We start from the raw sequence: 24,031 nt of genomic DNA, 5'->3' as shown, positions 1-24,031 counted from the left end.
CAACGGCGCGGGAGGTCCACCGCACCATCGCCGGCTGGGGCCGCTCCGCGGCGTCGATCGCAGCCTGGGTCTGCACCGCGAGCGTGCGAAGTTGGTGGTAGCCACCGTTGCCGGGGAAGCCGAGCCCGTTACGGATGCGCTGCACGGCGATACGGCCCACAGGCGGCGAAACTTGTCCGCTGGCGATGAGCACCGCGGCGGGATCGGAAAGCTCTCGCACACCATCTAGTTCGCGCCCGGCGCACAACGCCTCGACGTCCGCGACGACCCGATCGCGTGACGATCGCGTCTCCCCGTTTTCGGCCGTGCCCACTGGCTCTTTCGCCACCGCTCGCTCACCCTCTTCCGTTCGGCGGCTCGCTACCTACTAGCTGCCGCCCACCAGGTTACGTGCTGCCGGGCGTCGTTCGCCGCGCCGAGCACCTGTGGTGCGTCTCCCGCGCCGACCTCCGCGCGCCGCGAGGGTCGCCGCGAAGAGCAGCCCGTAGAACACGGCCATTCCGGCGCTCGTTGGTGCGTCGACGGCGTAGGCGAGGCCGAACCCGGCGATGGCGCCCACGCCCGCCACGGCAAGGGCGATCGCGATCATCGCCGGGAGCCGGTCGGCGACGAGCCGCGCGGTCGCGGCCGGCACCACGACCAGCGCGACCACGAGGATTGCTCCTGCAGCGTTGAATGCGCCGGTCACCGTCATGGCGACGCAGAACATCAGTGCCAACCCGACGCGCTGCGGCGCGAGGCCCGCCACCCGTGCGAACTCCGGGTCGAAGGTCGCGGCGACCAGTCGCCTATACAGCACGCCTATGACGACGGAGTTGAGCGCGAGCAGGGCGAGCATCACATACAGGTACTTGGGCCCGATCTCCCGGCCCGCGACCTCGATCTGTTCGAAGGCGACGAGGTTGAGATCGCCGACGAGCACCGCGTGGGTATCGAGATGAATATCGCCAAACGACGCCGAGACCATGAGCACTCCGGCAGAGAACAGCGCCGGAAAGACGAGGCCCTGGGGCGCGTCCCCGGTGATGAGCCCGGTACGCGCGATCGCCTCGGTGCCGAGCACCACGAGAAGCCCGGCCAGAGCGGCGCCGACCACGAGCGCCGGGGACTGCATCTCCCCGGTGAGCGCGAAACCGACGACAATGCCCGGCAGGATTGCGTGCGAGATCGCGTCGACGAGCATCGCCTGCCCTCGCACGACCACAAAGACTCCGGGCAGCGCGCACGCCATCGCGGTGACGACGGCGAGCAGGAGCACTCCGACGGCGAAGCTCATCGCGCGCCTCCCTCCGCCCCCGCGAGCACGTCGGCGCGAAGCTGCCGGCGCAGCCGGGACCTGCGTGCTGCGAGGGCGAAAATGCTGCGCCCCGGAGCGAACGCCACCGAGAACACGAAAGCGACGAAGAGCACGATCACGACCACGGGTCCTGTGGGAAGGCCGCCCAGCGCGATCGACAGGTACGCCCCCAGCGCGCTCGCGCCCGCTCCGACCGCGCCGGCGAGCGCGACCATCGGGCCGAGCCGGTGGGTCCACTGTCGCGCGATCGCCGGCGGGGTGACGACAAAAGCCACCATCAGCACGAGACCGACCGCCTTGACTCCGTTGACCGTTGCTATGGCGACCGCGCCGAACATCGCGGCATCGATGAACCGCGGCGGGATCCCCGCGACCTCGGCGGCGACCGGGTCGAAGGTGCGCAGGGCGAATTGCTTCCACAACCCGGCCATGACGGCGAGCGCCACAGCGCCCGTGGCCGCGCTCATCCACACGTCTCCCGAAGTGAGCACGGACGCGTTGCCGAACAGGTAGTCCTGTACCCCGCCCTTACCGGCATAGTCGCCGTCGGAGATCACCCTCATCAGAAGCATGCCGAAACCGAAGAACGTGACAAGAACGACCGCCATCGCGGAGTCGTGGCCAATCGGAGCCTTGTCGGCAATCCTGTTGGACAGCAGCGACGCCGCCACGCCCGTGATGATCGCACCGATGAGGAGCCACAGCATCGACCGCCCGTCCGAGCCAAATACCAGCGAGGCGATGAGGAAGGCCGCGAGCACGCCCGGCAGGGCCGAATGGGACACAACGTCGGAGATGAGCGCCTGCTTGCGTAGGTAGGCGAAACAGCCCAGCGCGCCCGCCGTCATACCGATTAAGACCGTCCCGAGGAGAACGGTGCGGTAGGTGTGGTCGGCGAGGAACTCGGTGGGAGCCAACGCGAGGATGGAAGCGTCCATCAGGCAGCCCCGGAAAGCGCGCGTTCGTCGAGGCTCATCTCGAAGGTCTCTCCGATGGCGTCGGTGGTGTAGGTCGTATCCACCGGTCCGCTCGCGACGACCGTGCGGTTGAGCAGGGTGACCTGATCGCAGTATTCGCGCACGGAGCCAAGGTCGTGGTGAACGAACACAATCGTCTTGCCGTCCGAGCGCAGGTCGGCGAAAACGCGGGCGATGGCGGCCTGACTCTTGGCGTCGATGCCCTGAAATGGCTCGTCGAGAATGTAGAGATCCGGGGAGGACACCAGCGCCCGGGCGAGGAACACGCGCTGGCGCTGGCCGCCGGAGAGCTGGCCGAATTGCCGCCCCGCGAAGTCGGACATGCCCACCATCTCCAAAGCCTCAAAGGTGCTCTTCTTCTGTTGAGCACCAGGGCGTCGAAACCAGCCGAGCTGAGCGAATGTCCCCATCTGCACCACGTCGAACACGCTTGCAGGAAAATCCCAGTCGACGCCGGAGGATTGGGGCATGTATCCCACACGAGAACGCACATTGGCGAGTTTCTGCCCGAAGAATACGGCCCGACCGGTCAGCGGTGGCTGAAGTCCGAGCACCGCCTTGAGCAGCGTCGACTTTCCGGCGCCATTGGGTCCTACGATGCCCATGACGACCCCTGCCGGGACGTCGAAGGTCGCGCGCTGGAGAACGGCAGTGTCCTTGTAGGCCACCGACAGGTTCTCCACCTGGCATGCCATCGAATGCTCTGCAGACATCTACTCCCCCGCTATCTTCTCGTCATGTGTTTGGCGCATCGCGCCGGCGATCGATTCGACGTTGTGCCGGTACGCGCCTGTGTAGGTACTCATTTCGGCCTCGGTGCCGAGCGAATCCGCATATAGCGCGTCGGGTGAGATCGACACCGTTCCGCCTCTCGCCTGCACCGCTTCGCGAAGACTGGAGATGGCCTGCGGGTTGGATTGGTTGTCGAGGAATATCGTTCGGATACGTTCGTCGACGATCATGTCTGCGAGTCCGCTGAGCTGATTGGCGCTCACTTGCGCATCCGCGGCGATGAAATCCGTGGCGTGGACGTCGATATCCAGGTCACGCCCCAGGTAACCGAACGCATCGTGCCCGGTGACAAGCACTCGGTCCTCGACGGGAATTCCGGAAACAACGTCCCGCGCCTGCCGCGCGATGTCATCGATCTGTCGGATGTATTCGCGCGCGTTCGACGCGTACTCTTCCGCGTTCTCCGGGCGCAGTTCGGACAACCTGTCGGCAATGGGTTCGATAGTCTGCTGCCACAAGGCAGGGCTGTTCCAGATGTGCGGATCGTAGGCGGCGGTGGCGTTGTCCCGTTCGAGCCCGCCAGCACCGGTCACCGACTCTTTCGTGGTGGCGATGAGTTCGCCCCTTGGAATCGCGTCGGCTACGGCCATCTGCTTCTCCCTCAGCCCCGCGAGCTGGTCGACCATCTGAGCTTCCAGATAAAGGCCGTTCCACAGGACGACATCCGAACCAAGCATCTTCTGAATCTGCTTTGTCGACGGCTGGTAATGGTGCGGATCGCCACCCGGCCCGACGAGCGTCGTTACCTCCGCATCCGGGGCGATATTGCGGACCGCGTCGGCGATGAATCCCGTCGTCGCAAAAACCTGAGGCCCCTTGCCTTCGTCGGTCTCGTCCGCCCGGGCGAATCCGATCGCACTGACAAGTACGGCCAACAAGAGCAGGCACGCAAGAGTGATCTGCGCCGGACCTGGCACTCCTCGCTCTCCGCTCTTGCGTGTGACCATGCACAAAACTCTAACTTAGAGTCTTCAAACAATTCAATGTGCCTTTGGGCGCGTTGTTGTTTGGACACCGGAAATGACGAAAGGGCCCCGTGTCGGGGCCCTTTCAGGATGAGTCATTCCTATGCCACAGAAGACGCGGCGCGTCTCGTAGTAGCCGGAGCCGGGATCCGGTCACGGCCCGGCGCCAATACCTAGATGACGCCGAACGCCAGCATTGCCTCGGCTACCTGGGTGAATCCGCCGATATTGGCTCCGACAACGTAGTTGCCGGGGGAACCGTACTGGTCTGCAGTCTTGACGCACCGCTTGTGTATGTCCCGCATGATCTGCTGGAGACGCTCCTCGGTGTACTCGAACGACCACGAATCCCGCGAGGCGTTCTGCTGCATTTCGAGCGCCGAGGTGGCGACGCCACCGGCGTTAACCGCCTTGCCCGGGCCGTAGAGGATGTCGGCGTCCTGGAAAATCCGGATCGCCTCCGGGGTGCTCGGCATGTTGGCGCCCTCGGCGACGAGGGAGCACCCGTTCTTCACGAGCTTGACCGCCTGGTCTTCTTCGATCTCGTTCTGCGTGGCGCAAGGGAGTGCGATGTCGCACTCCACGTCCCAGATGGAACCGCCGGACACGTAAGACGCCGACTTATGCGTCTGCAGGTAGTCCTTTATGCGGTCGCGGCGAACCTCTTTGATCTCCTTGACCAGATCAAGGTCGAGCCCGTTCTCGTCGACGACGTAGCCGGCCGAGTCTGAGCAGGCGACTACGGTACCGCCGAGCTCGTGAACCTTGTCGATCGCGTAAATCGCCACGTTTCCGGAGCCGGAAACGACGACCTTCTTGCCCTCGAAGCTCTGGTTCTTCGTCTTGAGCATCTCGTCGGCGAAGAACACCGTGCCGTAGCCGGTCGCCTCGGTGCGCACCAGGGAGCCGCCCCAGCCAAGACCTTTTCCGGTGAGGACACCGGATTCATAACGGTTTGTCAGGCGCTTGTACTGGCCGAAGAGATATCCCACTTCGCGGAGGCCGACTCCGATATCGCCTGCGGGCACGTCGGTGTATTCGCCGATGTGCCGGTGGAGCTCGGACATGAACGACTGGCAAAAACGCATGATTTCGCCGTCGGAGCGTCCTCGGGGGTTGAAGTCCGAGCCGCCCTTTCCGCCGCCGATAGGAAGCCCGGTCAAGGCGTTTTTGAAGATCTGCTCGAAACCGAGGAACTTGACGATCCCCAAATACACCGACGGGTGGAAGCGAAGCCCGCCCTTGTATGGGCCGAGTGCCGAATTGAACTCGACTCGGAAACCGCGGTTGACGCGCACGTTGCCGGCGTCATCGACCCACGGAACACGAAAGATGATCTGCCGCTCTGGTTCACACATTCGCTCTATGATCGATGCTTCGGTGTATTCGGGGTGCTTGGCGACAACCGGTGCCAAAGATTCGAGAACCTCGCGAACGGCTTGATGGAACTCGCGTTCCCCCGGATTGCGACGAACAACCTCGTCATAGACATCGATCAAATGCGAATCAACCTTGGACATGAACCCTCTTTCATCCTTAGGCGAGCAACTGGGCATGCTCCCCAGTCCGCTAATAGGCCATTGGTTTCTCAGTGCGCCTTCATCAACTTTCTAAAGGCGGCTACTGAGGAAACCAGGCTGCAATTTTGGTGTTCTCCGTAACAGGACCAGAGAACATCTTATAGAACAAGCGTCCTTTTTGATATGCCCCCGGCGTTCGTTCGAGCCGGATTGGGCGAGCCGGACGCTATCGGCTAAGGTTGTCTCGTCGCCAACGCGATGGACGGGCTGTGGCGCAGCTTGGTAGCGCACTTGACTGGGGGTCAAGGGGTCGTGGGTTCGAATCCCGCCAGCCCGACAAGTAAATCTTCATGAATCGAACGACTTCGGTGTATTCCGGGGTCGTTTTTTCTTCCTGTATCCAGCAGAAACCCGCCACAACTTTCGTCCTCTACAGGGCTGACGGCGCGCGCAACTATTGCGCAGATCAACGCACAGGAATGTTTTGCGGCCCCCCGCCTGTTGTCCCAGGGTGGCAGGGACGACCGCAATGCCTCTCGGAACCAATGTGCTCCACGACGCCGGCAACGTCCCAGAGTTTTTTATCAGCGCGAGCTCGGCTCACGCCGCGTCTACGTGGAACAAGGAGAACAACAGGAATGCCGAAAACACAGTCGCAAGGTGAAGCACGCGCGCCGCGCGGCCTCAGCCGGCTACCTTCTTGGTCACGAGGATTCGGAGCACAGGTCATTGCAGGCCTGATCGTCGGGCTCATCCTCGGATTCATTGCGCGAGCTCAGGGGTCCGAAGGTGCCCTGGCAGGACTACTCAGCGGCGTCGGCGACACGTACGTCCAGCTACTCAAGGTCATGATCCCGCCGCTTGTCGTTGCGGCAGTGATCACTTCTGTGGCGAATCTTCGCCAGGTCACCAACGCCGCGAAGTTGGCGGTCAGCACGATTTTCTGGTTCATGATCACGGCCGCGGCATCGGTTCTGATCGGGATCGGCGTTGGCCTGTTGGTTCGCCCCGGTGAAGGGACGAGCGTTGCCGCCTCGAGCGCCGCGGAACCGGAGAGCACCGGGAGCTGGCTCGCCTTCATTCAGGGCATCGTTCCCGAGAACATTCTCGGCCTCGGCACTTCGACGAGCGACGGCGAGACCACGCTCGCGTTCAACGTACTCCAGCTTCTCGTCATCGCCGGCGTCATCGGTGCCGCTGCTGTCAAGGTCGGTCCCGCAGCGGAACCGTTCCTCAAGTTCACCGAATCATTCCTCAGCGTGGTGCAGAAGGTGCTGTGGTGGGTCATCCGCCTGGCCCCGATCGGCACCGCAGCACTTATCGGTCACGCCGTTTCCGATTACGGATGGGATGCTCTCGGTTCGCTCGGCAAGTTCGCCATTGCCATCTACATCGGACTGGCACTCGTTATCGGTGTTCTCTACCCGGTCGTTCTCGCGGCGCATCGAATCCCCGTTCTCGGGTTCTTCCGCCGTGTCTGGCCGGTAACCAGCCTCGGGTTCGTCAGCCGCTCGTCGATGGGCGTCATGCCGCTGACCCAGCGGGTTTCCGAGCAATCAATGGGCGTGCCGCGGGAATATGCCTCCTTCGCCATTCCACTCGGCGCCACGACCAAGATGGACGGCTGCGCGGCAATCTATCCCGCGATTGCAGCTATTTTCGTTGCCCAGTTCTACGGCCTTCCCCTCGGATTTACCGATTACGTTCTGATCATGATCGTCTCCGTTCTCGGTTCGGCCGCGACCGCCGGAACGACCGGCGCGACGGTGATGCTCACTCTCACGCTGTCGACCCTCGGCCTTCCACTTTCCGGCGTCGGCCTACTCCTGGCCGTGGAGCCCATCCTGGACATGGGCCGCACCGCAGTGAATGTCACCGGTCAGGCACTTGTAGCCACGGTCGTGTCCAAGCGTGCCGGCATCTGGGACCGAAATACGTGGGACAGTGCCCGGTCGGGGCTGCCGTCCGGCGAACCGGCGGCAGTCGCCTCCCACGAAATCGACGACAGCGACTCGGCTCGACTTACAACCCCCGCCGACGAAGAGTCGCCAGCGCGCAGCAGGGCGTCGGTGACGACCTCGTAGCTCAGAGATTTCCTCTCCGCCCAAGAGAGCTCCCCGGGGAGCGCGAAGGATCCACATCCCTCGCCGACCCAGGGAGCTCTCTGCTATACCGACAGCGAAGAACGGCTACGCCGTCCCCTCCTTGCGCCTGACCATTTCGTCGATCCAGATTGGCGCGAATGGCGAGGTGCAGTTGGGCGGGGTCGGATAGTCCTTGAGGACCTCCAACCGTTCCCCGATGTTCCGAGCGCGATCGCGATGTTCCGGGCTCTCGATACCGATGTAGGCCAGGCACATGTTCATCGCCCACTGCAGGCGTTCCGGCGCGTCACGCATCGAGGATTCGATCTCGTCGAGCAATTCCGACAAGTCAAGCCCTTCCGGCTTCTTTTTGACCCGGTCGCTCGTAAGCGCCCACCCTGCGCTCGCCACATCGCCGTCGTCATCCGCGAGCCACCGAGTACGCAGTTCCTCGGCACTCTTGTTTTTCTTTACGACGTAGCTAACGAGCCAGTCCTGTTCCTTAGGCGACTGCGTCTGGCGAAGCATCTTGTCGAGCGTGTCGCCGTCGAATTTCCTCGGGCTACAGATGAGCAACGCGAGCAGCCTGGCGTTCGGGTCTTGTGTCTCCCACAGCTCGACCGAAAGTTCGTGCTGCGTTTTCACGCGCTTCGCCACAGCACGAAGCTTCGTCAGGTTCACTCCGTGTGTATCGCCGTGTTTCTCGTTCACGGCTCGGACCTTCGCGTCCTCGAGATTCGTAAGTTCCGTTACAAGTTCGGCGGCGGACGGCCGAGCATCGACATCGGCGGTCATGCGGCCCTCTGCGGCTGTCATCTAAGAACCCATGAGAAGGAGAAGCGTCACGGTCGCCGGCTCGGTGGCGGACAGGCTATGCACCTTGGAGGTGTCGATATGTAGCGCCGAACCCGGTCGAAGCGTCACGTCCTCGGCATCGGCGTCGTCGTCTTCGCCGATGCGTACCGCAACGTCGCCGGTTTGCCCCAGCAGCACGATCGGCCCGGGCGCCTTATGGGATGCCATGACGTCGCCGGCTCTGAAAGCGATGCGGATGATGCGCACGCCTTCGCGCACATCGAGAAGCTTCACCTCCGGTACCGCTCGATCGTTGGAGGCATCGGAATGTGCCTGCCCGAGAGTATCGAAAAGCGCCCATGCGGCGCTTCCGCCTCCGGTCGATGAAGTGTTCTGGTCCACCATGTCCTCCTTTATCGCGCTGCCTCGAACGGCGTACTTTTGATGAGCCCACGGGCGCACCGCAGCACAGGAATCACTCCTCCGCCCGCTCGGGATGTGCGTATATATTCATCGTTTCTCCGCGGACGAAGCCGGCGAGCGTCATCCCCGACTCCCTGGCGAGGTCGACGGCCAGCGACGATGGAGCCGAGACCGCTGCCATAGCGGGAATCCCCGCCATCACCGCCTTCTGAACCAGCTCGAAAGAGGCACGACCGGAGACCATCAGGATAGTTCCCTGCAGCGGAATGCGGCCGTTCTCCAGGGCCCATCCGACGAGTTTATCCACGGCATTGTGGCGACCCACGTCTTCCCGCAGACACAGCAGCTCGCCGTCATGGGTAAAGAGACCCGCGGCGTGAAGACCGCCTGTAGAAGAGAAGATCTTCTGCGCCTCGCGCAGCTTGCCGGGTAACCCGAGGATCGTGTCGGTGGAAATCCGGACCGGGTCTCCCACAGGGGAATGCCGTGTGCGGGTTCGGATCGCGTCGAGCGACGCCTTCCCGCACACCCCGCACGACGAGGTCGTATAGAAGTTGCGCTCGACACCCGTAGAGGGTTCGGGCACGCCGGGCGCCAGGGCGATATCGAGAACGTTATAGGTGTTACGGCCTGCTTCGTCAACGCTATTGCAGTAGCGCGCAACCGAGATTTCCTCGCGACCCGCGACCACCCCCTCGGTGAGAAGAAACCCCTGAGCGAGCTCCACATCCGAACCCGGGGTGCGCATCGTGACCGCCAAGGGGGTGCCGTTGACGCGGATCTCCATCGGCTCCTCGACGACGAGTGTGTCGGGCCGCGGGTCGACTGAATGCGCGCCCTCCGAAGGCCCGCTGCCTGCCTCCGCCGTGGCTTCTTGCGCGGCGGGACCGATGCGCAGGATCCGCATCCGAGTTGTCGCTCTTCCCACTTCGCCGTCCTCTCGGCCGTCGGCTCGCCCGAAACCGCCAATGCTTACGAACGCTGGTCGCATTTCGACAGTTCAGGACGCTCTTCCATGTGGATCCATCGTACTCATCGGCGGTCGAGGTGCGGCGTCACGAACACCCAACGCTTAGACAATTTAGGTTAGGCTGTACTGTCTCCCCCGACGACGTTGCCCACGACCAGCCCCGAGGAGAACTCCGAGAATGACGTCGAGCATCGAAGTACCTCACCACGATCTGGAGCTCCCGATGGAGTTTTACCCTCGCGATTTCGCGGAGCACTACCGCGCGGCGGGCTTCTGGACTGACGCCACGTTCGCGGAGTTCATTCCGGACGCGGCGCGACGCTTCGGCGACTCCGAAGCAGTCGTCGGCAGGGATTTCCGCGGGCAGGAAGCGCGCTATTCGTACGCGGAGCTGGATGCCGCGACCGCGGAGCTCGCCTCGGGACTCGCCGCTCACGATATCCGTCCCGGGGACCGGGTCCTGGTGCAGCTTCCTAACATCACCGACTACGCGGTCGTGGTGTTCGGGCTCTTCCGCCTCGGCGCCCTCCCTGTGTTCTGCCTCCCGGCGCACCGCGAGTCCGAGATCGAGCACTTCATCACCACCGCGAAGGCCAGTGCGTTCATCACCGTCGGCGAGTTCGGCGGCTTCGACCACCGAGCGCTTGCGCGAAAGGTTCTGGCCAGCCTCTCAGAGCGCGGCGAGACGCAGGTTCCGCTGGTTATCGTCGCGGACGAGGACCCGGGCGAGTTCGTCTCGCTTGGCGCGGTGCGGGGCTCCGCCGTCATGGGCGAAGATGCGCCGGCGCGGCCCGATCCGGAAGGCCTGGCGTTCCTGCAGCTTTCGGGCGGCACGACCGGCACGCCGAAGTTGATTCCGCGCACGCATGCGGACTACCTTTATTCGATCCGCGAGCAGGCGGCGATCGCCGGCTGCTCGGAGGCGACGCGGATGCTCGTCGTGCTTCCGGCCGCGCACAACTTCACGATGAGTTCGCCGGGAATCATCGGTGTGCTCATGCATGGTGGTACCGTCGTCTTCTGCTCCGATCCCACGCCGACCGCGGCGTTCACCGCGATCGAGGCCGAGCGTTGCACGATGGTCTCGCTCGTGCCGCCGCTGGCGCTGACATGGCTCGCCACACGATCCATGATCGACAAGGACCTAACGTCTCTAAAGGTGATGCAGGTCGGCGGCGCGAAATTCCCCGAGGTCGCGGCGCGCCGGATCGGACCGGAGCTTGGTGCGACCGTCCAGCAGGTGTTCGGTATGGCCGAAGGGTTGTGCAACTTCACCCGCCTCGACGATCCCGAAGACCTGCGCGCGAGCACTCAGGGCCACCCTGTCTCCCCCGGCGACGAGATCGAGATCAGGAATGACGCCGGAGAGCTGGTCGCCCCCGGCGAGCGCGGCAACCTCTGGACCCGTGGGCCCTACACGATCCGCGGTTACCTCGGCGGGGTCGACTCCGAATCGTTCGACGACCGCGGCTTCTATTGTTCCGGGGACATCGTGCGTCGGCTCGACAACGGCTACCTCGTTGTCGAGGGACGTGCGAAAGACCAGATCAACCGAGGCGGGGAAAAGATCTCCGCCGAGGAGATCGAAAACCATCTGCTCGCACACCCCGAGGTCGTCGACGTGGCGCTCGTAGCCGTCCCCGACAAGTTCCTCGGCGAGCGTTCGTGCGCATACGTTATTTCCCCCGCGCCGCCCAGCGCCGAGCAGCTCAAGTCGTTCGTGCGCGAGCGCGGCGTCGCCGAGTACAAGGTCCCCGACCGTTTCGAGTTCGCCGACGCCTTCCCCTCTACAGGAGTAGGAAAGACGAGCCGTCGCGAGCTGCGTCGCTACCTCGCCGACCTCCTCGGCTGATCAGCACTTCCCCGCCGAGTAATTTTCCCGACGAAAGGACCCCTTGATGGCCTTGTCCGAACAACGAATCATCGACGACGTCGCCGCGATCCTCGAGGTCGACGCTTCCACGATTTCCCGCGACACCACGCTCTCCGACGCGGGCCTGGATTCCCTGCGGATGGTGATGCTCGTGGAGAACTGGCGTGCCGAGGGCAATGAGGTCGATTTCCAGGAGCTGATCTCCCTTCCCACCCTCGGACAATGGATCGATGCCCTCGGAGCCTCGTGATGCGGACGCACGTTATTCGCGCCGGATTCATCGATGAGGGGGGTCTCGACGCGGCCATGTCCGGCGCCTCGGCGAAAGAACTGGACACGTTCTGGTCTGAGGTGGCCGTCCTGGGCACGCCGCTGGTCGAGAAGGATTCGAAACGCGTGACGTTCCTTTGGCGGCGTACGCCCGCCGACGACGTGGGCTCGGTGTATCTCTTCGTCAATCGGGTCACGGACAAGGACAACATTCCGCTCGGGATGATGAATCATGTCGAAGGCACCGATATCTGGGTGCGCACCCTGGAGCTGACCGACACGACCAGAGCGACCTACTGCTTCCGCGAGCTTTCCCCCGGGCAGGTGCAGGAGGTCGGACCGCCGCGCCTCGAACGGGGCGGCATGCAGTTCGATCCACTCAACGCTCTCCCACCGACCGCGCAGATCGAGGGACGCTACGGGATGTCGGTGTTCCGCGCGAGGCTGTGCCCCGCACAGCCCGAATGGGAATCCGCCGAGGCCCTTCGCCACGAGGTGCGCGGCACGATCGCAGAGCGCACCGCCCCATTTCCCGGCGCCGATGGTGTCACCGAAAAGCGGTGCCACCTCTATCTTCCCGCCATTTCCACCGGAACCACAGAGCTGCCGCTTCTCACCATGTTCGACGCGGAGAAATGGTTCGGCGGCCTCGGACTTCCCCGCGCGCTCGACTTTGCGATTGCCCAGGGGATTCTTCCGCCGATTGCCGTGGTCTCTGTGGCGAACAGCTCGATGCGCGACCGAATGGAATCGCTGGGCACCGGATTCGACTTCCTCCGCCATGTCGCCGAGCACCTGGTCCCCTGGGCCGAGGAGTTGGCGAACGAGAACGGTCTCTCGCTCGCGCCGCGAGGCTCACGTGAACGACTCGTCGCCGGCGAGAGCCTCGGCGGTCTGTCCGCTCTCTGCGGCGTTCTGGAGCATCCCGGTGTGTGGGGCACTGCGATCGCACAGTCGCCGTCCCTGTGGCGCACACCCCAGCGCGGCGGCTCTCCCATGGATATGCAAACCGGCGGCGGAGGAGAATGGATTATCGAGCAGTTCACCTCGCCACCGGGCGTGGCCCCGGCTCCCCGCATTCGGCTCTCTGTCGGCACCAGGGAGGGGCCGAGCCTGCCACGCGCTCACCAGCTCGCGTTGACGATGAAGGAATCCGGCTGGGACGCCGAAATCCACGTCTACGACGGCGGCCACGACGACTCCTGCTGGCGAGGCGAGCTCTTCGCCCATCTCGCAGAACTTCTTAGGAATTAAGATGCCCCTGCCCCTCGCGCTCACCCCAGGCCAGGCGTCGGTGTGGTTCGGCCAGGCTGCCCGGCCCGGCTCCGGCGAGTACCAGTGCGCCGAGCTGCTGACCTTCGACGCGCCTCCGGATATCGCGGTCCTGTCAGACACGATCTCGACGTGCCTCGATCAGGTTCCGGCGTTGCAGTCGGTGTTCACCACCGATGCTTCCGGCGCACCGGTAATGGCCGCGCGTCCTCACCGCTACGAGGTCGAGGAGACGCGTGTTCCCGAGGACACCGACGTCATCGAGTGGTGCACGCGGAAAATCTTTCTCGGCTGCTCCGGTGAGTTGTCCGGAGAGGCGCTGTCGGGACACTCCATCCTCCACCTTCCCGGCGGCCAGGTCGGGTGGCTTGCCCGCTTCCACCACATCGTCGGTGATGGGCTGTCGATATCGGCGATCATCCGGTGGATCGCGGCGACCTATACAGCTGTAGTGCAGGGCGAGGAACGCCCTGAGGCGCCGTTCCAAGACCCGGCCGACGTGCTTGCCGCCGCCCGGAGTTATGCGTCGAACACTGGGAATGCCGGCAAGCCGTCTCCATCCGAGGCGGACCGGCAGTACTGGACCTCCCGGGAAATCCCGCTGGATCTAAGCCCGCTCGGCACACCCCGCGACAACAGCAGCGAACCGGCGGTGCACGCGGTTCACGCGGCGATCACGCAGGACACCCGCGCTCGTCTACGTGCTGCAGCGAAGGATACCGGTTCGAACGAGGCGGTGTTGCTCGCCGCGGCCACGGGCCACTATTTCGCGGCGCTCAGCGGCGCCGGAACGAGCAAAGACGCAGATCCCGTGTCGCTCGGTCTGCCATTGATGAACCGCCCGCTCGGCCAGCGGGAGACCGCCGTCGACCCAGCCGTCAATGTGCTCCCGCTCCTCATCCCGCCGAGGCGCACCATCGCCGAATCGATTGAAACCATCGGCGAGAGCTTCGACGGCGCACGCCGGCATGGCGCCTATCGGGCCGAGGACCTGCGCCGCGACATCGGGCTCGCCGACCCGGATCGACATCTCACCGGCCCGAGCTTCAATATGCGCCCGTTCACCACGCGCTTCACCTTCGGCGAATCGGTAGCCGAGCTCACGACCATTTCCATTGGGCCGGTGCACGACCTGGAATTCATTTTCCAATCCGAGAATGACGGCGGAATGGACTTGCATGTCCTGGCCGACACGTCACTTCATGATCGCCGCTCGGCCACGGCGCACGCCGAGCGCCTGGCGGGCTTCATTACCCGCATGGTGGAGACTCTCGAACGCGAACCGCAGGCGCGGTGGGAGGAAGTCGATCTGCTCGGAGGGAACGAACGCGAGGAAGTGATCGAGCGGTTCAACGACACCGAGCACGCGCTCCGCGTTCCGGCGGACTCGACCTTGATGTCGCTGCTCGACGCTCGCCGCGACGCGGATCTCGCATCGCCGACAAAATCGGGCGCGCCCGGACTGTGGCACAACGGGAATGAGCTGACGTGGGGCGAGCTGTGGGCGGAGGTCGACGCGTTCGCAGATCACCTTCGCGTTGCCGGAATCGGCTCGGGCGATGTCGTCGCGATTCACCTACGACGCGGCCCCGCGTTGTGCATCGCCATCGCGGGGACGGTTGCCGCGGGAGCGGCGTGGACTCCGCTGTCCCCGGATCTGCCGGCGAGCAGATTGGATGGCATGATCGCCCGCGCAGCGCCGCGGTTGCTTGTCACCGGTACGCAGTCGGACATCGAGTTCTCCTCCAAGTTGAGGATCGACGAGGACGCTCTACGCCCGTCGAGCACCGTGGAGACGGAGGGAATCGGCACGTCCGACGTCATACCGGCAAAGGCTGCGCAGCCGGAGGACACGGCCTACGTTCTTTTTACTTCCGGATCCACTGGCGAGCCCAAGGCCGTGGCGGTTCCCCACGAGGGCATTGTCAACCGGCTTGAATGGATGTGCGACTACTACGCGATCGGCGAGGCGGACACGCTCATGCAGAAGACCGCGTGCTCGTTCGATGTATCGGTGTGGGAATTCCTGCTGCCCTTCACGCACGGTGTGCGTTTGGCGATCGCGGGCGATGGCGTCCACCTCGAACCGGCACGGATGGCAGTCGAGCTGCGCGCGTCTGGGACCACCTTCTGCCACTTCGTCCCCAGCGCGCTCAAGGTATTTCTCGACGCAGCCCCGGGTGAGCTGCCCGATCTCGCGCAGGTCGTCGTCTCCGGGGAGGCACTCGACGCCGGGATTGCGGAAACGTGCGTGCGGAGCCTCGACGTCGCGCTGCACAACCTCTACGGCCCGACAGAGGCGTCGATCGACGTGACCGCCTTCACCTATCGGGGCGAGGCGACGATCCCGATTGGCGCGCCGGTGTGGAATACCCGCTGCTATGTGCTCGATGACAAAGGCCGCCCGCTCCCCGTGGGTGCGCCGGGGCGACTATTCCTCGCTGGCGTCCAGCTCGCACGCGGCTATCTCGGACAGCCCGAACTCACCGACGAGCGGTTCGTCCTCGATCCGTTCGCAGGCGAGGCCTCCGCCGGGCCACATCGCATGTATGCGACCGGCGATATCGCCTCGTGGCGCTCCGACGGGCAGCTCCTGTATCACGGTCGAAACGACTCGCAGGTCAAGCTGCGCGGTCAGCGGCTCGAGCTTGGCGAGATCGAGGCGGTCGTCGGCGAGCACGAGAAAGTCGGCGTGTGTGCGGTCGTCGCTCGCACGCTCGGCGGGCAGCTGAGCCTCGTCGCGTACATCGTGCCGTCGGACTCGGATGTCGACGTCTCTATTGCGGACGAGGTGAAGGCGCATGCCGCGTCGAACCTTCCCCACTACATGGTTCCACTCGTGGTTACTCTCGACGAGCTACCCATGACGATCAACGGCAAGCTCGACCAGCGGGCCCTTCCCGCGCCGGCGGAACTCGGAGACCACGTGAGCGCCGCGGACGAGCGCGAAGATCTCATCGCGCGGCACTTTGCCGACGAACTCGGGCTCGACGATGTCTCCGTCACCGCCAACTTCTTCGACCTCGGCGGCAATTCGCTCGTCGCGGTTCGGCTCGCCACGGCACTTTCCGAGGCGCTCGGCGACGAGGTGAGCATCGCCGACATCTTCGGAGCGAAAACGGTGCGCCGCCTTGCCCGTACCTCGGCCTACGCCGGCGAAGCCTCCCAAGCTTTGTCGCCATGGTTCCCGCTGCGACACCACGAACGCAGCATCCCTGTGCTGTGCTTCCACCCAGCCGGCGGACTCGGCTGGTCCTACGCCGGCCTCGTCTCCCACCTCGAACCGGGGCGCGGCGTGTACGCGGTGCAGTCGCCCGGCATCGCCGATAACGCGGACTCGGTCGTCTCGATCACCGACGGCGCTCGCCGCGCGAGCGAGGACTTCTTCGCGCAGCTCGACTCGCTTCCTGCCGACGCACGCCCGACGCAGGTGGACCTCGTCGGCTGGTCGGTCGGCGGAGTACTTGCGCAGGAAACCGCTGTCACGCTTCAAGCCCACGGAATCGAAATCCGAAGGCTCGTCCTGCTCGACGCGTACCCTGCCGAACTCTGGAAGGGCTTGCCGAGCCCTACAGACGTAGAGCGGCTTGAGGGCATGCTTACCATGGCAGGCGTGGACCGCAGCGATGTCACCATGGGCGCCGATGGCGAGCTCAACCGGAACATCGTGCTCGACGCAATCCGCGCACGGGGCGGCGCATTTGGTTCGCTCCCGGAGACCGCGCTGTCCGCCGTCATCGATATGGTCGGCCATAACGCGCGGATAATGAAAAACCACGACACCAGGCGTTATGACGGCGACGTGCACTTCTTCAAGGCTGCACTCAACCCGGAGGCGATGGACGAAGAAACCTGGCGACCATTCGTGACCGACTTGGACGTGGCCGAGCTTCCGGTGTCCCACCCCGGGCTCGTGGCGCCGGCCTCTCTTAAACGGCTTGCCAGGGTGCTCGCCGAATAAGAATGGCCGGCCGCTGGAGAGCGGCCGGCCACCTTGGCGACACACTGGCGCCTACTTGCGCTGGCGCCGTTCCTTCACGCGCACGTTGATCCGCACGGGCGAACCGTCGAACCCGAATGTTTCGCGAAGCTTGCGCTCGAGGAAGCGACGGTAGCCAGCCTCGATAAAGCCCGAGGAGAAGAGAACGAACGTCGGCGGGCGCGTCGTCGCCTGCGTGGCGAAGCGGATGCGCGGTAGCCGCCCGCCTCGCATCGGCGGCGGTGTCGCCGCGATGACGTCCTTGAGCCAGGAGTTGAGCACGCCCGTCGGGATGCGTTTATCCCATGAGTCGAGCGAGGTCTCCATCGCGGGCACGAGCTTCTGCACCGCCCGTCCCGTCTGCGCGGAAATGTTCACGCGATGCGCCCACGTAAGGATCTTGCTCATCTCGCGGTCGATTTCCTTGTCGAGCATGTAGCGACGATCCTCGTCGACGAGGTCCCACTTATTAAACGCGATCACCACGGCGCGACCGGCATCGGCGGCCATGGAGATCACACGCAGATCCTGCTCCGTCACGGGCTCGGAGGCGTCGAGCATGAGGATCACGATCTCGGCAGCCTCGATCGCGCCCTTGGTGCGCAGCGAGGCGTAGTACTCGTGCCCGAAGGCTTGATTGACCTTGCGGCGCAGGCCTGCGGTGTCGACGAAGCGCCACACCTTGCCGCCGAGCTCGACGAGTGAGTCGACCGGGTCGACGGTCGTCCCGGCCACGTTGTCGACCACCGAGCGTTCCTCGCCGACAAGCTTGTTGAGCAGGCTCGACTTACCGACGTTTGGCTTGCCCACAAGCGCCACGCGGCGCGGGGTGCCCTCCGCGGTATCGGCAGCCTTCGCCCGGTCCGGAAGCGTCGCGACGATCTTGTCGAGCAGATCGCCGGTGCCGCGGCCATGGGCGGCGGACAGCGCAAACGGCTCATCGAGGCCGAGCCCCCAGAACTCCGCAGCCTCGAGCTCGGCCTTTTCCGAATCAACCTTGTTCACCGCGAGGATCACCGGCGTCGCAGAACGGCGCAGCGTCTTCGCGACCGTCTCGTCACCGGAGGTGATACCCACGGTGCCGTCGCCGACGAGCACGATGACATCGGCGGTGTTCATCGCGATCTCGGCCTGTTGTGCGATGGAGCGGTGCAGCCCCTTCGCGTCCTGTTCCCAGCCACCGGTGTCCTGCACCATGAAGCGGCGACCGTTCCACAGGCCCTCGTAGGAAATTCGGTCGCGGGTCACGCCGGGAACGTCCTCGACCACGGCCTCACGGCGACCGATTATGCGGTTCACCAGCGTCGACTTGCCCACGTTCGGGCGGCCGACGATCGCGACGGTCGGCAGTACCTCGGCCTCGTCGAACTCGTCGCCCAGGTCGTCGGCGTACTCTGCCGCGACGGCGTCCCAGTCGGTGTCATCGGCCCAATCGTCGCCGTCCTCGTAGACGACGTCGTCGCCCGCGGGTGCAGCCGGGAAAATGTCCTCGGCGGCGATGTCGCCGCTCTCGTTGTCACTCATAGTCACTTTCCTTGTGCCTTTGCTACCAGGTCCGCCAGACGCTCGAGCACGTCGTCGATGCCCAGCTCGGAGGTATCGACCACCACCGCGCCATCGGCCGCGCGCAGCGGCGATTCGGCACGGCTGGAGTCTTTTTCGTCTCGCGCAACCACCGCAGCGAGAATTTCGTCGTAGTCCGCCGCGCGACCTGCGGCGGTGTCCTGGTCGGTGCGGCGCTGCGCGCGCACCTCCGGGCTCGCGGTAAGGAACACCTTGACCTCCGCGTCCGGCAATACGACCGTGCCGATGTCGCGCCCCTCGAGCACGACCGAACGGTCGCCGCTCCAGGCGAGCTTCCGCTGTAGCGCCACGAGGTTTTCACGCACCTCGCGAATCGCCGATACCGCGGAAACCGACTCGGTCACCCGGGAGGTTCGGATCTCGTCGGACACGTCTTTCCCCTCGAGTATGACGACGGACGTGCTCGGATCCGAGCCGATCTCCAATTCCAAGTCCTTGGTTGCGGCTACCACGGCTGCGGTGTCTTCGGGGTCGACCCCGCTCTCGAGCACCTTGAGCGTCGCAGCGCGATACATCGCGCCGGTATCGAGATACGCGGCGCCGATGCGCCCTGCAAGCTTCCTGGCGAGCGTGGACTTTCCTGTACCCGCAGGCCCGTCGATGGCGACGCGTACGTTGTGTGTCTGGGTCGGCATCAGAGGTCCACCGCCGTGTACAGATCGGAGATTTCGTTGCGGTTGAGCTTGCGCAGGCTGCGCGGGCGTTGGTCACCGAGGTGGACGCCACCGAGCTTCGTGCGCACGAGCGCCTCCACGGGGTGTCCCACCTCCGCGAGGAGCCGGCGGACAATGTGCTTGCGCCCTTCGTGAATCACGACCTTGACCAACGAATGGCCGTCGTGGATGTCGAGGACGGAGAACGAGTCCACCGATGCGGGCCCGTCCTCGAGCTCGACGCCGGCGCGCAGCTTCTTGCCCAGCCCCTTGCTCACAACACCGTTGACGTGGGCGATGTAGGTCTTGTGGATCTCGTACGAGGGGTGCATGAGTCGATGCGCCAGCTCGCCGTCATTGGTGACGAGGATGAGCCCCTCGGTCTCGGCGTCGAGACGCCCGACGTGGAACAGCCGCTGTCCCGAGTCAACTCGGGAGGCGACCAGATCACCGATGCATGGGCGGCCGAATTCGTCGCTCATCGTCGAGTGCATGCCCTTGGGCTTATTGAGCGCGAGGTACACGAGCGTGTCGTCGAGCACGATGCGGGTGCCATCGACGCGGATCACCGAGGACAGCGGGTCGACCCGCACGCCCTGTTCGGTGATGGTCTTGCCGTCGACCTCGACGCGTCCCTGCGCGATGAGTTCTTCGGAGGCACGGCGAGAGGCGACTCCGGCCTGTGCGAGTACTTTCTGGAGACGGACGGGTTCACGCGAAGGAGCTTGCTTCTGCTCCTGGGGTGAATCCTCCGGTGTGCCGTCTCGGCTAGCGGGATCTGTCATCGTCTGTATCAGTCCTGTATCTGGTCGGAATTACGCATCTTCCGAGTCTACGGTGCCGCGCTGCTTACGAGAAAGCGGCGAGCGGGGGTCCTCGTCGGGGTCGTCGGACATTTCGTCGACGACATCGATGTCGGGAAGAAGTGGTGCGATGTCGGGGAGTTCTTCGATGCCCGAAAGGCCCATTCGATCGAGAAACAATTCGGTGGTGCGGTAGAGAAGCCCACCGGTGTCGGGGTCGTTGCCTGCCTCCACGATAAGCCCTCGGGCCGCGAGCGTGCGCACCACGCCGTCAACGTTGACCCCGCGGACGGCGGAAACCCGCGCCCTCGTGACGGGCTGGCGGTAGGCGATCACGGCGAGGGTCTCCAGCGCAGCGCGCGACAGCTTCGAGCGCGTCCCATCGAGGAGCAGCCGCTCGACGTAGGGAGCGTACTGGCGGCGCGTATATAGCCTCCAGCCCTCGGCCGTCGACCGAAGGTCGATCCCGGACCCGGCCTCGTCGAGCTCGCGTTGCCACTCGCGCAGCACCTCCGAGACCTCGGACGCCTCGACATTCGCCGCGTGGGCGAGTTGCGATTCGGTGGCGGGGATGTCGACGACAAGCAACAGCGCCTCGAGCACCGCGCGAAGGTCCGGGCGCGGCGCTTCCGCCTCGTCCAGTTCGTCGTTCAGTTCCATTCGTCGCTCCCTTTGATCACATCGTCTGCGTCTTCACCGGTCCAGGTCACGATGAGATCGTCGTCTGGATCGTCCTGATACAAAGCCACCGCCCTGGCTCGGTACAACTCGAGCAGGCCGAGGAATCGCGCGACGATTTCCAGTGACTCCCCACAGTCGGCGACCAGCTCGGCGAATCCGAACGGTTCGTTCTTCCCGCGCAACCGGAACATGGCCAGCATCTTCCCTGCCTGTTCGGGCACTGAGACGGCGGGAGCGTGAATGTGCCCGATCCCCACTTCGTCGACCGGACGCGGCCGCATGGCCACCGCGGCGAGTTCAGCGAAGCCGTCCGGCGTGAGTCCGATCTCGACTTCCGGAAGCAGCCCGACGAACTGTTCCTCTGGTCCCACTGCGCGCGGGTAGCCAAGCATGGCCGCGCGCTCGAGCTCTGTGAACATGTCTGCCACTCGCGCGAAAGCACGAAATTGGAGCAGCCGCGCGAACAGCAGGTCGCGTGCCTGTAGCAGTGCCAGGTCTTCCTGGTCCTCGACCTCCCCGTGCGGGATCAGGCGTGCCGCCTTGAGGTCGAGCAATGTCGCGGCGACGACGAGGAACTCGGTGACCTGTTCGAGGCCGGCTTCCGCGCCGAGGTCGCGGGTGTATGCCACGAACTCGTCGGTGACCTCGTGCAACGCAACCTCGGTCACGTCGAGGCGCTTGGAATCGATGAGCTGGAGGAGCAGATCGAAGGGGCCGGTGAAGTTCTTCAGGTGGACGCTGAATGTACCGTCGTCGCCCTCGGCATCTTGCTCGGTGCCGTTCTCTCCAAGACCGGCGTTCCCGGCCTCGGAGGCCTCCTGCGCCTCGGGAACCGCTTCCGCGCCGATGCCCGCATTCTCGGCGAGAGCTTCGGCAGCCTCGGCGGCGAGCTCGGCGGCCTCAGCGTCCCCGGGCGATGATTTCACGGGCGAGCGCGCGGTAGGCCTGGGCGCCGGCAGATTTTGGCGCCCATGAGGTGATCGGCTCCCCAGCGACGGTCGTCTCGGGGAATCGGACGGTCCGAGTGATCACGGTATCGAAAACCCGGTCGCCGAAAACCTCGACGACGCGGGACAGAACATCGCGCGCGTGGATCGTGCGGCGGTCGAACATCGTGATGAGGATCCCGCCGAGGTGGAGTCGCGGATTGAGCCGGTCCCGGACCTTGTCGATCGTGTCGGTCAGCAGCGCGAGCCCGCGGAGCGCGAAGTACTCGCATTCCATCGGGATGACCACGTTGTCCGAGCAGGTCAATGCGTTGACGGTGAGGAGCCCCAGCGAGGGCTGGCAGTCGATGAGGATGAAGTCATAGCGATCGGCGATGGGATAAATCGCCCTGTTGAGCGCCTGCTCGCGCCCCACTTCGTTGACCAACTGGATCTCGGCCGCCGACAGGTCAATATTCGCCGGGATCAGGTCGACGCCGTCGACGCGCGTGCGCACGAGCACCTCGTCCGTCGCCACCGACGAATCGATGAGCAGGTTGTACACCGTGAGGTCGAGCTCGTGATGTGGCACCCCGAGCCCCGCGGACAGCGCGCCCTGCGGGTCCAGGTCGACCACCAGCACCCGGCGCCCGTATTCGGCCAAGGCCGCGGCGAGGTTGATCGTGCTCGTGGTCTTGCCAACGCCGCCCTTCTGGTTACAGACGGCCACGGTCACGGCAGGCCCATGGGAGCTCAGCGGCTGAGGTTCGGGAATCGCCTCGAACCCGTCCCCGGCCGCATCGCTGTCGCTGCCGAGTAGCTCTGCTCGCGAAAACAGAGCCGGGTCCATTGGCCTTGCCTCGCTCGCCATTCGCCGCTCCTCCTTTGGCAGTCCCCGTGCCTCTGGCACATTCTCAACAACCCTACCGCCTGACTACTTCGCGCGCGGATGGGATTCGGCCCAGACTTCCCTCAACGTCTCGATCGTGACCTTCGTGTAGATCTGTGTCGTCGACACCGACGCATGTCCGAGCAGCTCCTGCACCACGCGGATATCGGCGCCACCTTCGAGAAGGTGGGTCGCGAACGAATGCCTGAGCGTGTGCGGTGACACCTCGGTGTCGATCCCGGCCCGCCGCGCGGACTCGCCGACCAATTGCCAGAGCGTCTGTCGGCTCACCCGCCCGCCCCGCTTGTTGAGGAACAGCGCGGGCTTTCCCGCCTTGTTGAGCGCCGGTCGCGCACGCACGAGGTACGCGCCGAGCGCCTCCCTGGCCGGACCGCCGACCGGAACGAATCGTTCCTTGGACCCCTTTCCGGTCACCCTCATCGCGGCGAACTCGCCGGGTTCGGCGCGCGCCACGGCCCCCACGTCGTCGACATCGAGGTCGATCAGTTCGCTCGCGCGCAACCCGCTCGAATACAGCAGCTCTATCATCGCTCGGTTGCGTATGCGTCCGGGATCGGTGTCGACCTCGGTATCCCCCGACGCATCGATCATCGCGAACACCTCGGCGACCGTCAGTGCTTTCGGCAGTCGCTGCCCCGAGCTCGGCAGGGCGACCGCGGCGGCTACATTGTCCGCGACCGCTCCGTCTTTCGCAGCGAACTTGTGCAGTCCACGCACCGCCGACATGGTGCGCGACACCGAGCTCGCCGCCAGCGGCTTCCGCCCGGCCTCGGCGTCGCCACGGCCCAGCCGGCCACGGAACTCCTCGACGTGACCGCTATCGACGGCCCGAAGATCGTCGACCCCCACCGCGTCGAGGTACTCCTGATACCGGGCGAGGTCGCGGCGGTACGCAGCGAGGGTAAGCGTGGCCGCCCCCTTTTCCACCGCGAGATGGTTGAGATAATCAGCTATGACGTCGGAGGCGCTCATCCGGCAGGCCTCTCCCCTCCGCGTGCCGCGCAGGCCATGTCAGGAGACGCCGAGCCGTCGCGCCGCCGCCAGCACCCCTGCCACCGCGATCGCATTGATGATCTGCCCGGACAGCACCCGTTCTACAACTGTCCGGAGCGGCACCCAGTCGATTTCGATTTCCGCTTCCTCGTGCTCCCGAATCTGCTTCGGCGTCTCCGCAAGATCGGTTGCGAGAAACACCTGCACTATTTCCGTAGAGAAGCCGGGGCTCGTCGCGAGGGTGACGAGGGGCTCGAGCCGCCC

The 24,031-nt window shown here is 64.8% G+C and carries 20 protein-coding genes, 1 tRNA gene and 2 pseudogenes; 6 read left to right on the top strand and 17 right to left on the bottom strand.

Going from position 1 to position 24,031, the window contains the following annotated elements:
* The 6 genes and pseudogenes from K8V11_RS06110 to gdhA form a co-directional block, all read right to left on the bottom strand.
* A pseudogene (locus tag K8V11_RS06110) lies at positions 1–328 on the bottom strand (hypothetical protein); the annotation flags it as partial.
* 39 nt (positions 329–367) lie between these two features.
* Entirely contained in the window at positions 368–1,276 is a 909-nt protein-coding gene (locus K8V11_RS06105; RefSeq protein WP_303911701.1) for a metal ABC transporter permease, read from the bottom strand.
* Positions 1,273–2,235 carry a metal ABC transporter permease gene (locus tag K8V11_RS06100; RefSeq protein WP_303911699.1) on the bottom strand — a complete coding sequence of 321 codons (963 nt, stop codon included), beginning with the start codon at positions 2,233–2,235 and terminating at the stop codon, positions 1,273–1,275. Before K8V11_RS06100 ends, K8V11_RS06105 begins: the two co-directional genes overlap by 4 nt.
* Positions 2,235–2,987: a metal ABC transporter ATP-binding protein gene (locus K8V11_RS06095; protein WP_303911698.1), complete on the bottom strand. Its 753-nt coding sequence runs from the start codon at positions 2,985–2,987 to the stop codon at positions 2,235–2,237. Before K8V11_RS06095 ends, K8V11_RS06100 begins: the two co-directional genes overlap by 1 nt.
* Positions 2,988–4,013 carry a metal ABC transporter substrate-binding protein gene (locus K8V11_RS06090; protein ID WP_303911697.1) on the bottom strand — a complete coding sequence of 342 codons (1,026 nt, stop codon included), beginning with the start codon at positions 4,011–4,013 and terminating at the stop codon, positions 2,988–2,990. It abuts the gene before it with no gap.
* Between the two features lie 191 nt (positions 4,014–4,204).
* Positions 4,205–5,551 carry an NADP-specific glutamate dehydrogenase gene (gene gdhA, locus K8V11_RS06085; protein WP_303911695.1) on the bottom strand — a complete coding sequence of 449 codons (1,347 nt, stop codon included), beginning with the start codon at positions 5,549–5,551 and terminating at the stop codon, positions 4,205–4,207.
* A 263-nt stretch (positions 5,552–5,814) separates the two neighbouring features.
* Between gdhA and K8V11_RS06080 the strand changes: the two genes are divergently transcribed.
* Positions 5,815–5,888 (top strand) — tRNA-Pro (locus tag K8V11_RS06080).
* 301 nt (positions 5,889–6,189) lie between these two features.
* Positions 6,190–7,635 carry a dicarboxylate/amino acid:cation symporter gene (locus K8V11_RS06075; RefSeq protein ID WP_303911694.1) on the top strand — a complete coding sequence of 482 codons (1,446 nt, stop codon included), beginning with the start codon at positions 6,190–6,192 and terminating at the stop codon, positions 7,633–7,635.
* A gap of 105 nt (positions 7,636–7,740) precedes the next feature.
* Here the strand turns inward: K8V11_RS06075 and K8V11_RS06070 are convergent, their stop codons facing one another.
* From K8V11_RS06070 to fdhD, 3 genes are all read right to left on the bottom strand, one after another.
* Complete coding sequence (locus tag K8V11_RS06070) at positions 7,741–8,451, bottom strand: DNA alkylation repair protein (RefSeq protein ID WP_303911692.1); 711 nt, start codon at positions 8,449–8,451, stop codon at positions 7,741–7,743.
* Positions 8,452–8,835: a hypothetical protein gene (locus tag K8V11_RS06065; protein ID WP_303911689.1), complete on the bottom strand. Its 384-nt coding sequence runs from the start codon at positions 8,833–8,835 to the stop codon at positions 8,452–8,454.
* Between the two features lie 70 nt (positions 8,836–8,905).
* Positions 8,906–9,781 (bottom strand): formate dehydrogenase accessory sulfurtransferase FdhD, encoded by an 876-nt coding sequence (gene fdhD / locus K8V11_RS06060; RefSeq protein ID WP_303911688.1) that lies wholly within the window; start codon positions 9,779–9,781, stop codon positions 8,906–8,908.
* A gap of 220 nt (positions 9,782–10,001) precedes the next feature.
* Here fdhD and K8V11_RS06055 point away from each other — a divergent pair, with 220 nt between their 5' ends.
* Genes K8V11_RS06055 through K8V11_RS06040 form a run of 4 tightly spaced genes read left to right on the top strand, consistent with a single transcriptional unit; the run spans position 10,002 to position 17,199 of the window.
* Positions 10,002–11,675: a (2,3-dihydroxybenzoyl)adenylate synthase gene (locus tag K8V11_RS06055; protein ID WP_303911686.1), complete on the top strand. Its 1,674-nt coding sequence runs from the start codon at positions 10,002–10,004 to the stop codon at positions 11,673–11,675.
* 46 nt (positions 11,676–11,721) lie between these two features.
* Positions 11,722–11,946, top strand: coding sequence for a phosphopantetheine-binding protein (locus K8V11_RS06050; RefSeq protein WP_303911684.1), 225 nt, complete (start codon positions 11,722–11,724; stop codon positions 11,944–11,946).
* Positions 11,946–13,220, top strand: a complete 1,275-nt coding sequence (locus K8V11_RS06045) for an alpha/beta hydrolase-fold protein (protein ID WP_303911682.1) — start codon at positions 11,946–11,948, stop codon at positions 13,218–13,220. The genes K8V11_RS06050 and K8V11_RS06045 overlap by 1 nt, the downstream gene beginning before the upstream one ends.
* Position 13,221: 1 nt before the next feature.
* A complete protein-coding gene (locus K8V11_RS06040) occupies positions 13,222–17,199 on the top strand; it encodes an amino acid adenylation domain-containing protein (RefSeq protein WP_303911680.1) in 3,978 nt (1,325 codons plus the stop codon).
* 51 nt (positions 17,200–17,250) lie between these two features.
* On the opposite strand, the gene der is transcribed toward K8V11_RS06040, so the two are convergent.
* From der to K8V11_RS06000, 8 genes and pseudogenes are all read right to left on the bottom strand, one after another.
* Positions 17,251–18,741 (bottom strand): ribosome biogenesis GTPase Der, encoded by a 1,491-nt coding sequence (gene der, locus K8V11_RS06035; RefSeq protein ID WP_303911679.1) that lies wholly within the window; start codon positions 18,739–18,741, stop codon positions 17,251–17,253.
* A 2-nt stretch (positions 18,742–18,743) separates the two neighbouring features.
* Entirely contained in the window at positions 18,744–19,436 is a 693-nt protein-coding gene (gene cmk / locus K8V11_RS06030; RefSeq protein ID WP_303911677.1) for a (d)CMP kinase, read from the bottom strand.
* Positions 19,436–20,239, bottom strand: a complete 804-nt coding sequence (locus tag K8V11_RS06025; protein WP_303911676.1) for a pseudouridine synthase — start codon at positions 20,237–20,239, stop codon at positions 19,436–19,438. Before K8V11_RS06025 ends, cmk begins: the two co-directional genes overlap by 1 nt.
* Before the next feature lie 30 nt (positions 20,240–20,269).
* On the bottom strand, positions 20,270–20,917 hold the full coding sequence (gene scpB, locus K8V11_RS06020) for an SMC-Scp complex subunit ScpB (protein ID WP_303911674.1): 648 nt from the start codon (positions 20,915–20,917) through the stop codon (positions 20,270–20,272).
* The gene (locus tag K8V11_RS06015; RefSeq protein ID WP_303911705.1) at positions 20,908–21,669 is read right to left on the bottom strand and encodes a ScpA family protein; all 762 of its coding nucleotides are present in this window, start codon (positions 21,667–21,669) and stop codon (positions 20,908–20,910) included. The genes scpB and K8V11_RS06015 overlap by 10 nt, the downstream gene beginning before the upstream one ends.
* 169 nt (positions 21,670–21,838) lie before the next feature.
* Positions 21,839–22,714, bottom strand: coding sequence for a ParA family protein (locus K8V11_RS06010; protein WP_303911703.1), 876 nt, complete (start codon positions 22,712–22,714; stop codon positions 21,839–21,841).
* Positions 22,715–22,798: 84 nt separating this feature from the next.
* Positions 22,799–23,746, bottom strand: coding sequence for a site-specific tyrosine recombinase XerD (locus tag K8V11_RS06005; protein WP_303911671.1), 948 nt, complete (start codon positions 23,744–23,746; stop codon positions 22,799–22,801).
* A 39-nt stretch (positions 23,747–23,785) separates the two neighbouring features.
* Positions 23,786–24,031, bottom strand: a pseudogene (locus tag K8V11_RS06000) (ADP-ribose pyrophosphatase); the annotation flags it as partial.

It is taken from the genome of Dietzia timorensis, assembly GCF_020742175.1.
Classification (GTDB): Bacteria; Actinomycetota; Actinomycetes; order Mycobacteriales; family Mycobacteriaceae; genus Dietzia; species Dietzia timorensis_A.
This window is presented reverse-complemented; position numbering and strand designations above follow the sequence as displayed.